Source organism: Limnoglobus sp., from assembly GCF_059499385.1.
This window is the reverse complement of record NZ_JCABYM010000146.1, coordinates 1-13,463: the sequence shown is the minus strand read 5'-3', so window position 1 is coordinate 13,463 and position 13,463 is coordinate 1. Positions and strand designations below refer to the sequence as shown.

Annotated in this window: 8 protein-coding genes; 5 read left to right on the top strand and 3 right to left on the bottom strand. The window is 70.0% G+C overall.

Annotated features, from left to right (window positions below; genetic code table 11):
- Positions 1–133: 133 nt before the first annotated feature.
- Together AC5JJ2_RS25965 and AC5JJ2_RS25960 are read right to left on the bottom strand one after the other, a co-directional pair.
- Positions 134–3,718, bottom strand: coding sequence for a tubulin-like doman-containing protein (locus AC5JJ2_RS25965; protein ID WP_495860961.1), 3,585 nt, complete (start codon positions 3,716–3,718; stop codon positions 134–136).
- 52 nt (positions 3,719–3,770) lie between these two features.
- A complete protein-coding gene (locus tag AC5JJ2_RS25960; RefSeq protein ID WP_495860960.1) occupies positions 3,771–7,424 on the bottom strand; it encodes a tubulin-like doman-containing protein in 3,654 nt (1,217 codons plus the stop codon).
- 335 nt (positions 7,425–7,759) lie between these two features.
- On the opposite strand from AC5JJ2_RS25960, the gene AC5JJ2_RS25955 reads away from it, so the two are divergent.
- The 4 genes from AC5JJ2_RS25955 to AC5JJ2_RS25940 all read left to right on the top strand — a co-directional run bounded on the left by AC5JJ2_RS25955 (position 7,760) and on the right by AC5JJ2_RS25940 (position 10,790).
- A complete protein-coding gene (locus tag AC5JJ2_RS25955; protein WP_495860959.1) occupies positions 7,760–8,206 on the top strand; it encodes an ASCH domain-containing protein in 447 nt (148 codons plus the stop codon).
- Positions 8,203–8,907 carry a (5-formylfuran-3-yl)methyl phosphate synthase gene (locus AC5JJ2_RS25950; protein WP_495860958.1) on the top strand — a complete coding sequence of 235 codons (705 nt, stop codon included), beginning with the start codon at positions 8,203–8,205 and terminating at the stop codon, positions 8,905–8,907. Before AC5JJ2_RS25955 ends, AC5JJ2_RS25950 begins: the two co-directional genes overlap by 4 nt.
- Positions 8,908–9,087: 180 nt before the next feature.
- The gene (locus AC5JJ2_RS25945; RefSeq protein WP_495860957.1) at positions 9,088–10,206 is read left to right on the top strand and encodes a DUF1559 domain-containing protein; all 1,119 of its coding nucleotides are present in this window, start codon (positions 9,088–9,090) and stop codon (positions 10,204–10,206) included.
- Positions 10,207–10,322: 116 nt separating this feature from the next.
- The gene (locus AC5JJ2_RS25940) at positions 10,323–10,790 is read left to right on the top strand and encodes a carboxypeptidase-like regulatory domain-containing protein (protein ID WP_495860956.1); all 468 of its coding nucleotides are present in this window, start codon (positions 10,323–10,325) and stop codon (positions 10,788–10,790) included.
- 44 nt (positions 10,791–10,834) lie between these two features.
- Here AC5JJ2_RS25940 and pgi read toward each other — a convergent pair whose 3' ends face one another.
- Entirely contained in the window at positions 10,835–12,448 is a 1,614-nt protein-coding gene (gene pgi / locus AC5JJ2_RS25935; protein WP_495860955.1) for a glucose-6-phosphate isomerase, read from the bottom strand.
- Positions 12,449–12,786: 338 nt separating this feature from the next.
- Here pgi and hemB point away from each other — a divergent pair.
- Positions 12,787–13,463 (top strand): porphobilinogen synthase (gene hemB, locus AC5JJ2_RS25930; protein ID WP_495860954.1); only part of this gene is annotated, 677 nt, incomplete at its 3' end.

The window sequence follows — 13,463 nt, the reverse complement described above, 5'->3', positions numbered from 1 at the left end:
AAGTCAAGTGTCCCGCCGCCACGGGGTGGCCCCGTGGCGGTGGCGGCGGTGGCGGTCTCGACCCGTCGTAGGGGATTTCGCCCGCCACGACTTCCGCACAAAATCCCGACACCCGCCGGATTTGGACAAATTTTCACTCCGCGTCCACGCCGATCCACTGCGTCACGTCCAGCCGGGCGTGCGGGCTGCCGTCGGGCGGGGACAGGTACGCCGACTCCCACGCCGGGCCGAACTGCGGCAGCGCCGAGAGCTGCACGAACGGGTACTCGCGGTAGATCGTCACCTCGTCCGGCGTCGCCGCGAACACCGTCTTGTCGTCCGCGGGGAAGCCCTGGTCGGCCATCTGCCGGAGCTGCTCGCCGCCGGGGCCGGCCGGCGTGCCGAGGACGGTGATCGCGTGGTTCACCCACGGGCCGTTGCCGACGAGCGCCGGCTTCGCCATGCCGTAGGCGTTCGCCAGGACGTGCGCCGCCTGCGGGCGGCCGCCGCACTTCGTCGTGAACATGCCGGCCAGGTCCACCTCGCCGAGCCGGGCGTTCAGGTGGAACCGTGCCCGCGACCGGACCACGGCCAGGATCGCCTCCGGCGTCACCGTCGAGTTCATGCTCGCCTGGTACAGGCCGCCGAACGCCTCCTCGATGCCGACCTGCACGAGCCGCTCGACCTCCTGCAGGTCGTCGTCGGTCAGCACGGCCAGGTACCGCTGGGCGGCGTCCTCGATCGTGCCGCAGCCGGGGGGCATGAGGCGGGACGCGTCCACCGGCGGGGCCGGCTGCTCCAGGTCCGCGACGATCAGCTTCTGGACGACCTCCAGCCGCTGGCGGCAGGCCGCGATCTGCGCCCGGAGGTCGGCGAACGCCGCCTTCATGTGCTCGAACAGCTTCGCCGACCGGCGGGCGACGGCGGCCTGGAACTGCGCGCCGGGGAACGTCCGGAGGGCGTCGCCGATCTCGGCGGCGGACGGCTTCTTGCCGTTGGATTGCGGGTGGACGTAGGCCATCAGCGGGTCGTACCCGACCCGCGCCGTCTTCTCCGCCCGGTCGGCCTCGGCCTCGCACTCCAGCCGGCAGACGTGCAGGTAGGACAGGATTTGTTGCAGCGCCTCCTCGGCGCTGGCCGTGCGGAAGTGCGGGTCGTCGATCATCTCCTGGATGGCCGTCGTCAGCACCGTGCCGCCGTTGCCGACGATGTCGGCGGCCGCCAGCCGGAGGGCGTCCTCCAGGGCGTTCGGCAGCCGCTGGCCGGTCGGGTGGCCGATCGCCTTGCCGAGCTGGTCGAGCACGGCGATGACCTTGTTCACGTCCGGCGTCCGGGCCATCCACCCCTTCGGCGTGGCCGGGTCTACAATTCGGGCGATGACGGTCGGGAGCGGCTCGTTGAACACGCCGGCGGCGGCCTTGTGCAGCGCCCCCTGCACCGCGTCCTTGGACAGCCCGGCCTCGGCCATCTTCTTGGACACCCAGGGCGGGATCAGGTGGCGGGCGCGGGTGATGTCCGGGGAGACCCAGTGCGTCAGCAGCACGCCGGTGAGGACGCGGGCGGTCCGGTCCACGATCGCGCCCCGCGGCCAGGAGTAGAGCGCCCGGCCGAACGTCCGGACGGTCAGGCCGAGGGCCGTCGGGGACCGCGGCCGGGCCTCGTCCGCCGTCCGGCCGACCGGGGAGAACAGGTCGAGGCGGATCCGCTCGGCGGCCGCCGCGACCGGGTCGTCCGTCCCGCCGGGCGTCTCGCGGGCGGTGGACTTCCGCGCCGCCGGGTGCTTCTCCGCGCCGGTCTTGCGGAACATCTTCGAGCTGGAGACGGCCGCCGAGTTGCCCATCAGTTGGAGCGGGACGACCGGCAGCGCGGCCGGCAGCACGTAGGTCGTGTGGAACGGCGGGTCGGAATCCCGGACGCCGCCGGACCGCTCGTCGTAGAACGCGTTGAACACCGTGCTCCCGCGGCCGTAGTGGTTCAGCTCCGTGAGCGCCGCACAGACGTTCGCCCGGACCGGCGGCGGCAGCTCGTCCGGCGGGCCGTCCGGCGGGACGAACAGGACGCCGACGACCTCCGGGTTCGCGTACCCCATCTTCTTGAGCCGGTGGCGGACGGCGTAGGCCACGTCCAGGAACATGCCGCCGCCCGTCCCGCCGGCGAGGGCGGCGACGACGTACACCCGCGGCCGGTTGGACCGCATGTCCAGCCCGGCGCGGTCGAGGGTGGCGGCCACCGCGTCCGGGTCGAGGATCGACTCCAGGTCGTAGGCGAACTTCTGGTTCAGCGCCCGGTAGTGGTCGACGAACGCGAGCCGGCCGAGCGGCCGAAGGCCCATCGTCGTCGGCGTCCGCTGGAGCTTGTTGAGCAACTGCGGGTCGAACCAGCCGTCCATGATCGTCTGCCCGGCGAGCCGCGGCTTCATGTAGTGCGTCGGCCGGTTCAGCCGGGCCGGGAACACCTGCTCGGCGGCCAGCTTCGCCAGCCGCTCCCACGGCTTGTCGGTCGCGGCCAACTCCGGCGTCTGCGGGTCGGTGTCGATGTAGAGCGACCGGACCGCGGGCAGGGCGTCGCCGCTGCCGAACCGGTCGGCGAGGTCGGCCCGCAGCCGCTGGAGGACGTGCAGCCCGGTCCCGCCGAGGCCGATGACGAGCGCCGGCTGGAACGGCCCGGCCCCGGTCTGCTCCGGCGGGGCCGTCCGCGGCGGGTCGGCGTCCGGCGTCCCGGCCGGGTACGGCGTGTCGGTCCGCCCGCCCGCCTCGGCCCGCGGGGCGGCCGGCGGCGCGAGCGTCGAGCCGCCGGCCGCCGGCAGGTCGAACGTCACCCCGTCCGCCGGCGGCGGCCCGCCGAGCAGGACGGCCGCGACCGTCGGCCGGTTGATGTCGGCCATGCTGATCCCGCCGGACGCCGGGGCGGCGACCCGCGTGCCGACCCGGAGCGCCCGGACGAACTCGGCGCACGTCGGGAACCGCTCCTCGGACTTCTTCGCCAGCGCCTTCCGCAGGGCCGGGCGGTCGCCCTCCGGGGACGGTGTCAGGTTCGGCGGGGCGGCCAGGTGCTGCATGAGCAACTGGTTCATGCTCGTGCCGTCGAACGGCCGCTGGCCGGTGAGCAGCTCCTGGTACACGCAGGCGAGGCTGTACTGGTCGCACGCCTTCGTCACGATGCCGTCGAACGTCTCCGGGGCGGCGTACACCGGGGTGATGCCGCCGGTCACCTGGGCGGCCAGCCCCTGCAGGTCCTTCACCTGGCCGAAGTCACCGACCTTGACGTGGTTCCACTGGAGGAAGATGTTCTGCGGCTTCACGTCCAGGTGCAGCAGGTTGTGCTCGCCGTTCATCAGGTCGAGGACTTCCGCCGTCTCCTGCATGAACACGAGCAGCTCGTCGCGGGGGATGCCCTGCTGCCCCTTCGCCCGGTGCTGGCGGAACCGGTCCCACAGGTTGCAGTCGGCCAGCTCCATGACGATCAAGAGGCGGCCGTCCACGATGTCGTACCGGTCGAGCGCGAGCAGGTACGGGTGGCGGACCTGCTTGACCCGTTCGAGCGACTTGAGTTCCTGCTCGGCGTACCGGACGAGGTCGTTGTCCTTGCTCCGGAGGTCGCCGTGGATGATCTTGATGGCCTTGTAGATGCCGCCGGGGGCGATGCACTTCCAGACCTCGCCGAACCCGCCGCTGCCCAGGCGGTCGATCAGCCGGTAGCCCGGCACCGGCTCGACGTTGGCTTCGAAGTGAACGGCCATGGCAATCTCTTACGGGGGGCGACGGCGGGCGGGCGGCCCGCCGGGTGGGGGGTTAGGTGGTCACCGGCTCCGCCGGCATCCACGGGAGGTCGCTGCGGGTGTGCGGGTTCATGTCCCCGGCCAGTTGCTGCTGGTACGCCTCGCGGCCGAAGTCCGCCAACTGTGGGAGTTCGTGCAGCGGCAACAGCGGGTACTCGCGGATGAACACGATGTCGTCCGGCAGCGGGGCGGGGATGAACCCGATGCCGGGCAGGAGCGAATCGACGACCTTGCGGAACCGGTCGCCGTCCGGCCCCGGCGGGGCGGCCAGGATCGTCGCCTCCATCTGCGGCTTGCCGGAGATGCTCGTCAGGTCCGGGGCGGCCTCCTCGAACGAGTTCATGAGCATCTTCGGCGTGTTCGGCGCGGTCTCCGTCCGGTGGCGGAAGAACACGGCCGCCGGGTCCGACCGCTCCAGCCGGGCGTCCAGGAACTCGCGGGACAGCCGGGCCAGGATCGCGAGGAAGCTCGGCGTGTACTGCGGCTTCACGCACACGCTCACGAGGCTGCGGAACTTGCCGACGATCTCCTGCTGGAGCCGGGTGTCCAGGTCGATGATGTCCTGCGGCGGCAGCGCGCCGAGGAACAGGTCGGCCGCCCCGTCCAGCCCCTCGACGCCGTGCGGCAGGATCATCCGGCCGGGGCCGGTCATGAACAGGCTGGCGTGCGTCGGGGCGACGATCTGCCCCATGATCTCCGTCAGCCGCTGCCGGCAGAACGCGATCTCGCGGACGAACTCCGGGGCGCTCGCCGCCAGCTTCCGGTAGATCGACAGCGTCGAGTCGAGGACGTGCAGCTTCAGCCGCTTGTTCGGGTAGCGTTCCAGCAGGTCGAGCAACTCGCCGGCGACGACCGCCTTCCGCGGGCCGATCACGCCGAGGCCGATCCCGGACTCCATCCCGTTCAGGACGCTCGCCAGCCGCCCGTAGGCGTCGTACACGTCGTCCTCGATCTGCTTGCGGACGGCCTCCAGCCCGGAGATCGTCCGCTTCAGCCGGGCGATGATCTGGTTGAGCACCTCCTCCGCCCCGGACAGCCGGTACTGCGGCTGCTCGACGAACGCGACGGCCATCGCGGACAGGTGGTGCTCGACCTCCGCGGCCAGCTTCTTGTGCCGGTCGGCCAGGATCGTCTGGAGGGACGGCGGGTTCTCCGAGTCCGCCTCCGGCGTGCCGACGACCTTGAACAACTGCTCGAGGACCTCGTAGGCCGCCTCCGTGTCCAGCCGGACCGCGCCGGGCGTCCGGGTGCGGAGCGGCATGACGAACGCCTGGAACACCTTCTCCGGGTCCTCCCGGAGGGCGTCGTGGATCGCCTTGTTGAACTTCTCGACGACGCTCTCGAGTTCGAGTTCCCGCTGCCGCCACTGGTCGTCGAGCCACGTCTGGATCGGCTCCCGGAGGTGGGACGCCTCCTTCGCCGTCCACCGCTGGAGGAGCCGCTGGCCGAACCGCCGGGTGGCCACGTCGAGCAGCTCGTGCCGCGGCCAACTGAGGCGGTACAGGCCGTGCGTCTGGACGACCGGGACGCCGCCCTTGTTCAGGGCGAACGCCTCGGCCCGGATGCCGTCGGTGACGCGGCCGGTCGGGGTGAACAGCTCGAGGAACATGCTCCGGGCGACGAGGCCGCCGGAATACGCGAGCTCGAGCGGGTTGTTCCGCTTCGACAGTTGGACGACGCCGCACCGGGCGAACGGGCCGTCGCCGTCGGTGAACTGCGGCTCGTTGCCGAACCGGGCCTGGTACTTGTGGCGGCCGCCGTGGAAGTACGCCAGCTCGTTGAGGGCGGCGAACGTGTTCGCCAGGGACAGCCCCTTGGCGCTCGTCTTGTCCCCCGGCGGGGCGAGGAGGACGCCGACGACCTCCGGCTTGGCGTACCCGATCTGGCGGAACTCGTTCTTGATCGTGTACGCGAGGTCCAGGAACATGCCGCTGCCGGTCCCGCCGCACGTGCTCGTGACGACGTACGCGCGGGCGCGGTTGGTCCGCAGCCCGAGGCCGGTCCGGGCGACGGCGGCGGTGATCGGCTCGTCCGAGACGAACGTCTCGACTTCCTGGCGGATCCGCTGGGCGATCGTGCGGTAGTTGTCCACGAACGCGAGCCGGCCGAACGCCCGGACGCCGGCCGCCGGGCCGGGGTTCCGCGGCAGCTTGTACAGCACGCCGGGCGGCATCCACTGCTCGACGGACGGCCCGCCCTCCCGTTGCAGGTAGTGCGTCGGCCGGTTCAGCCGGGCGATGCACACCTCGCTCGGGGCGAGCGGGTCCGGCAGGTTCGGGTCGGTGACGACGGATTGCGCGTCCGGGTCGGTGTCGATGTACAGGAACCGGACGTGCGGCAGCGGGTCCGGGCCGAACCGCTCGCGGAGCAGTTGCTTGAACGCCCGCATCGCGACGTACCCGGTGTTGCCGACGCACACGATCAGGGCCGGCACGAGCGACCCGTCCGCCGTCCGCTCGGGCGGGGCGAGGCCGATGCTGCTCATCCGGGCCGTCTGCACGACGAGCGGCCGCTGGAGCGTGACGGCGGGTTGCAGCCCGCCCGTGTTGCTATTCCCGGCGGACGACTGCGGGGTGACGAGCCGCGGCGTCTGGAGCGGCCACGGCGTGTTCCCGGTCGCGCTGACGCCGGGGGCGAGCTGCCCCTGGGTGCGGAGTTGCGGGAGCGGGGCGAAGTCGGCCCGCGGGGACTCGTTGCCCGTCGGCTTCGAGGCGCTGCTCCCCGCCCCGGCCGGGGCGGACGGCCGCAGCGGCCCGGCCGCCTTCGCCGGGTCGGCCGGCGCGGCGGTGACGCCCGACCGCCCGGTCGGCGCGGCGGGCGTTACCCCGGACGGCGGCTGCGGCTGGCCGACGTTCTTCAGCGCCCGGATCAGGTCCATGCACGTCGGCCACCGGTCCTCCGGCCGCTTCGCCAGCGACCGGCCGACGACCGGCCGGTCCGCGACCGGCAGCGCGTCCAGGTCCGGCGTGCCGTTCAAGTGCTGCATCACGAGCTGCTTCGTGTTGCTCCCGTTGAACGGCCGCGTGCCGGTGAGCAGTTCCTGGAAGACGATCGCGAGGCTGTACTGGTCCGTGTACCGGCTGACGTAGCCTTCGAACGTCTCCGGCCCGGCGTAGACGGGGGTGACGCCGCCGGTGACCGTGCCGCGGCCGCCCTCGAACGCCTTCGCCAGCCCGAAGTCCGCCACCTTGACGTGGTTGAACATCAGGAACAGGTTCTGCGGCTTCACGTCCAGGTGCTGGATGTGGTACTTCGAGTTCATCAGGTCGAGCGCCTCGGCGGCTTCCATGAGGTAGCCGAGAAGCTCGTCGCGGGGGATGCCGGGCATGCCGAGGCCGCGGCACTCCTTGAACCGGTCCCACAGGTTGCGGTCGGCCAGCTCCATCACGATGATGAGCTGGCCGTTGATGATCTTCCACTGCTCGAGCGACAGGATGTACGGGTGGCGGATGTTCTTGACGCGGTCGAGGGCCTTGAGCTCCTGTTCGGCGGCCCGGATGTTCTCGTCTTCGAGGTCGTTAAGGTCCCCGTAGACGAACTTCATCGCCTTCTGGATGCCGCCGGGCGCTTCGACCTTCCAAACCTCGCCGAACCCGCCACGGCCGAGCCGTTCGAGCAGCTTGTAGCCGGGGATCGGCTCTTGTTGGCTGGCCAGCGGGACCGTCATCGAGCGGCTCGATCCGTGGGGGGGCCGCCGGCGGGGACCGGCGGTCCGGGAAAGCGATGTAGTATCACTTAGCTCAGTATCGAAGCTTTGGCAAAACCGCGCGCTTCATCTCAATTCATAAAATCGGCCCGGCCGGATAAACTGCGACGGGGTGTACGCCGGGGCGAATATTCAGCCCCAAACGAAGGGTGCGCCTGACTTCCGAAGTCCGGCTTCGACTTCGGAAGTCGATCCCGCGCGGGGGCGTCCATGGTGACCGCAACCGCCCCTCCGTCCGTTCGACTTCCGAAGTCGAAACCGGACTTCGGAAGTCAGGTTCTCGAGACGCGCACCCAATGACCGCCCCCCTCCCCGCCCTGTCGATCCGCCAGCCGTGGGCCGGGCTGATCGTCGCCGGGCGGAAGTCGATCGAGGTCCGTACCTGGCCGACGGCCCACCGCGGGCCGCTACTCATCCACGCCTCCAAGATTCGCGACGAGCGGCCGGAGGCGACGCAGTGGGTGACGCCGGCCGTCGCCCCGTTCTGCGCCCCGACCGGCGGGGTCGTCGGCCGCGTCGATCTCATAGAATGCCGGGACTACCGGACCGCGGCCGCGTTCCTCGCGGACGGGGACGCCCACCTGAACGCCCCGCACTGGTTCCTGCCGCACGGGCTGTTCGGGTTCCGGCTCGCCGACCCGGTGCCGGTGACGTTCTTCCCGTGTTCCGGCCAGACGCGGCTGTTCGGCGTGAGCGGGGTCGAACCGCCCCGGATCATCTTCCCCCCCGAGAGGGCGTCATGAAGCAAGGACGCAAGGCGAAGCTGCTCGTCAGCGTGCGGTCCCCGGACGAGGCGGCCGCCGCGGTGAAGGCGGGGGCCGACCTGATCGACGTGAAGGAACCGGCCAAAGGCTCGCTCGCCCCGGCCGAGGCGGAAGTCGTCGCGGCCGTTCTCGACGTGGTGAACAAGGCCGTCCCCGTCAGCGCCGCCCTCGGCGAGTGGGCGGGCAACGCCCTGGTCGAGGCGCACTGGCACCTGCAACTGCCGCTGGACTACATCAAGTGGGGCCTGGCCGGGTACACGCACACGCCCGGCTGGGGCGAGGACCTGCTGGACACCCGCCGGCAGATCAAGCGGGGCACGGAGGTCGTAGCCGTCGCCTACGCCGACCACGCGCGGGCCAAGAGCGTGCCGCCGGCCGAGGTGGCGAAGTTCGCCAAGCGGTACAAGTACAAGGCGTTCCTGCTCGACACGTGCGTGAAGGACAAGAAGAACCTGCTCGACTTCCTCGACCCGGAGGAGATCGGCGAACTCGTGACGACGCTTCAGGCCGGCGGCGTGGCCGTCGCGGTCGGCGGGTCGTTGAAGCTCGAAGACCTGAAGAAGCTGAAGGGCGTGACGCCGGACTGGTACGCGGTGCGGGGGGCGGTGTGCGTCGGCGGGAAGCGGGACGCGGACCTCGACCCGGCACGGGTCAAGAAGTGGAAGGACGCGCTGAAGTGACGCCCCGGCCCGGCGGCCGCAGGGTCACGTGGGGAAGGTCGTCAGATTTTTCCCGCCGGGCCATTATTCCCTTGACAACCGGAACGGAAGCCGGGGACAATCGGTGCGTGGTGGATACGTCATCACATATCCAACACCACAGCGGTCGCTTTGTTCCTCTTTTTTTCCGGAGGCGTTCTCATGTCTTCTCTCCCCCGAAGCCGCCGTCGGGCGGGCTTCACGCTCATTGAGCTGCTGGTCGTGATCGCGATCATCGCGATCCTGATCGGGCTTCTGCTGCCCGCCGTCCAGAAGGTCCGCGAGGCCGCCGCGCGGGCGAAGTGCAGCAACAACTTGAAGCAACTCGGCATCGCGCTCCACAACTACGAAGGCGTGACGCAGACGCTGCCGTTCCGCGAGGGGCGGTTCGCGACCGGGTATCCCGGCCGGAAGAGCGGCCTGATCCAACTGCTGTCGCACATGGAACAGACGGCACTGGCGAACCAAATCTCCGGTCGCTTCACCAACGGCTCGACGTACGTCGAGTGGGGACCGGCCCCTTGGGACCCGGCGACGCTCGCGAACGCTAACGACACGGTCCCGCCGGGCGGCACCGGTGGGACGTACACGCCGTTCCGCAGCAGCATCCCCACGTTCCTCTGTCCGTCGGACGCGCCGGACGCGACCGGCACGGCCGTGAAGCATACCAGCTACATGTTCTGTAGCGGCGACTCGATCAACCGCCACACGGACAATCCGCCGAACAACGGCCGCGGCATGTTCGGCCGGAACCAGCCCGGCACCGGGCCGTGGAACGGGATCCGGTTCTCCCAGGTAAGCGACGGCCTGAGCAACACGATCGCCATGGCCGAGCGGGTGCGGGGCCAATCCACGATCGAAAAGACGACGACCTACAGCCTGGGCGGGGCCTGGTTCACCACCCCGAACCAGTGCATCAGCCTGTTCAACAACACCACCCGCCGGTGGAACACCGGGTACGCCCGGCTCGGCTCGTGGGCCGGCGTCCGCTGGCCGGACGGCGGCATGGGGTTCGGCGGCCTGACGACCAACGCCCCGCCGAACAGCGTGTCGTGCGCCCACAACGACCACGACGCCCAGAACGGCCTCTACCCGATGAGCAGCAACCACACCGGCGGCTGCAACGCCCTCATGGGCGACGGCTCCGTCCGGTTCATCCGCGACACGATCAACGTCGGCGACCTGAACGCCTCCGGCATCGACCTCACGGGCATTAGCCCCTACGGCGTGCTCGGGGCCCTCGGCACGCGGGCCGGCGGCGAAACCGTCAGCGACAACTGATCCCGCCCGGCGATTTTCGTCAACCCGACACCCACCGGAATACACTTCCGGTGGGTCGTTTTGTCCCACCCCTCGGGCCGAACCGGCTCTCCCTCGTTCCCCCGGAGACACCACCGATGTATTCCCGCCTCGCCGTTGGCCCCGTCCTGCTCGTCGTCCTGGCCGCCTCCCTGGGTTGCGGCGGGTCCGACGGCGGGGGCGGCGGCAAGAACGCACCGCTCGAAAAGAAGAAGACCGCCGCCGTCCGCGGCATCGTCAAGTACAAGGGCAACCCGGTCAAGGACGCCACCGTCATCTTCATGCCCCGCGAGGACGGCAAGGGCGTCCCCGCCCGCGGCACGACCGACGGCGTCGGCAGCTTCACCCTCAGTAGCTACGACAAGGACGACGGTGCCCCGCCGGGACAGTACAAGGTGCTCGTGACGGCCATCCTGTCCAAGGAGGTCGAACCCGGTGTCCTGGCCCCGGAGCCGGAGGGCGGGTTCAAGTCGCCGATCCCGACGAAGTACGCCAGCGCCGCGACGACCGACATCCTGGTCACGGTTAAAGAGGGGGATAACGACATCCCCATCGACTTGAAGTGATCGCGCACGGCCCGCGGACGTTCGTTCGCGGGCTTTCGCCCTCCTTACCCACGCGCCTTGCGGTACCGACGGATCAGCGCGCTCGTCGAGCTGTCGTGCTTCAACTCGCCCGCCGACTGCAACTCCGGCAGAATCTTCTGCGCCAGCACCTTGCCAAGCTCCACGCCCCACTGGTCGAACGACCCGATGTTCCAGACGACGCCCTGCGTGAAGACGACGTGCTCGTAGAGCGCCACCAGCTTCCCGACGGCGGCCGCGTCGAGCTTCTCCAAGAGAATCGTGTTCGACGGCCGGTTGCCGGCGAACGTCCGGTGCGGGACGAGCCAGTCCGGGTGGCCCTCCGCCTTCACCGCCTCGGCGGTCTTGCCGAACGCCAGTGCCTCGGACTGCGCGAACAGGTTCGCCATCAGGATGTCGTGGTGCCGGCCGAGCGGGTTGAGCGTCTTCAGGAACCCGATGAAGTCGCACGGGATCAGCCGCGTCCCCTGGTGGATGAGCTGGTAGAACGAGTGCTGCCCGTTCGTCCCCGGCTCGCCCCAGTAGATCGCGCCGGTGGCGTAATCCACGGCCGCGTTCTCCAGCGTGACGCTCTTACCGTTGCTCTCCATCGTGAGTTGTTGCAGGTACGCCGGGAACCGCTTCAGGTACTGGTCGTAGGGCAGGACGGCGACCGTCTCCGCGCCGAAGAAGTTGACGTACCAGACGCTGAGCAGGCCCATGAGGGCCGGTAGGTTCTTCTCGAACGGGGCGGTGCGGAAGTGCTCGTCCATCGTCCGGAACCCGGCGAGCATGTCGCGGAACCCCTGCGGCCCGACGGCGAGCATGGTGGACAGCCCGATGGCCGAGTCCATGCTGTACCGGCCGCCGACCCAGTCCCAGAACCCGAACATGTTGGCCGTGTCGATCCCGAACTTCGACACCTCCGCCGCGTTCGTGCTGACGGCGACGAAGTGCTTCGCCACCGCCGCCTTGTCCTTCAAACTGGCGAGCAGCCAGTCGCGGGCCGACGTGGCGTTCGTGATCGTCTCTTGCGTCGTGAACGTCTTCGACGAGACGACGAACAGCGTCTCCGCCGGGTCGAGGTCGAGCGTGGCTTCCGCGATGTCGGTCCCGTCGATGTTCGACACGTAGCGGAACTGCATGTCGCGGGCGGTGTACTTTCTGAGGGCCTCGTAGGCCATGACCGGGCCGAGGTCGGACCCGCCGATGCCGACGTTCACGACCGTCTTGATCCGCTTGCCGGTGAACCCCTTCCACCCGCCGGACCGGACGCGGTCGCAGAACGCGCTCATCCGGTCGAGCGTCTCGTGAACGTCCGGGACGACGTTCTTGCCGTCCACGGTGACGGTCGTGCCCTTCGGCGCACGCAGCGCGGTATGCAGGACGGCGCGGTTCTCGGTCTTGTTGATCTTCTCGCCGGAGAACATCGCCTCGATGCGGCCCATGAGGTCGCACTCGTTCGCCAAGTTCACGAGCAGCTTCAGCGTCTCGGCGGTGACGCGGTTCTTGGAGTAGTCGAGGAACACGCCGGCGGCTTCGAGCGTGAGCGATTCGCCCCGCGTCGGGTCGGCGGCGAACAGGTCGCGGAGGTGGCGGCCGCGGATCGCGTCGGCGTGGGACTGGAGCGCGGCCCAGGCGGGGCGGCTAGTGAGGTTCATCGTCGGCTCCCGGCGTGCGAGGTGGGGGTCGAAGGAGAGGATAGCAAAACCGGCCATAGAATGCAGGGAAATCGAACCGCTTAGCCGCGACCCGGAGGCTTTGCGGAGGAGAGCGCGGGACGCGCACGGATCGGAGACGCGAGCGCGGTGGGAGGAAGGCTAAGACTTCCGAAGTCCGGCTTCGACTTCGGAAGTCGATTCCGCGCCGGAGGCATTCCTTCCCCTCGCGTGCGTGCTGGTCCCGCTCGACTTCCGAAGTCGAAGCCGGACTTCGGAAGTCAGTGCCCGCGCCCCATTCCGCAATGCCTCCGCGTCGCGGCTAAACTTTGGAGATGACCATGCACCCGTTCCCCACCGCCGGTTACCCGGCCGTCCGCCCGCGGCGGCTGCGGTCGTCGCCGATCCTGCGGGCGCTCGTCCGCGAGACGGAACTGTCCGCCGCCGACTTCATCCTGCCGCTGTTCGTCCGGCCCGGCCGCGGCGTGCGGAACGAGATCGCGTCCATGCCCGGCAACTTCCAGCTCAGCGTGGACACGCTCGTCGAGGAGGTCGGCGCGGCGAAGGAGTTGGGCGTCCGCGCGTTCATGCTGTTCGGCATCCCGCCGAAGAAGGACCCCGAGGGCCGCGTGTCGCTCGACGACGACGGCATCGTCCAGCAGGCGTTGCGGGCGTTGCGGGCCGCGTACAAGCAGGACGTGTACCTCGTCACCGACGAGTGCCTGTGCGAGTACACGGACCACGGGCACTGCGGCCCGCTCTGCGAGACGCCCCGCGGGTTGGATGTCGATAACGACGCGACGCTGCCGCTGCTCGCGGCGCAGTGCGTCAGCCACGCGAAGGCCGGGGCCGACCTCGTCGCGCCGAGCGGCATGATGGACGGGATGGTGCAGGCCATCCGCCGCGGGCTGGACGAGGGCGGGTTCCCGAACGTGCCGATCCTGAGCTACGCCGCGAAGTACGCGAGCGGGTTCTACGGCCCGTTCCGGGACGCGGCCGAAAGCCCGCCGTCGTTCGG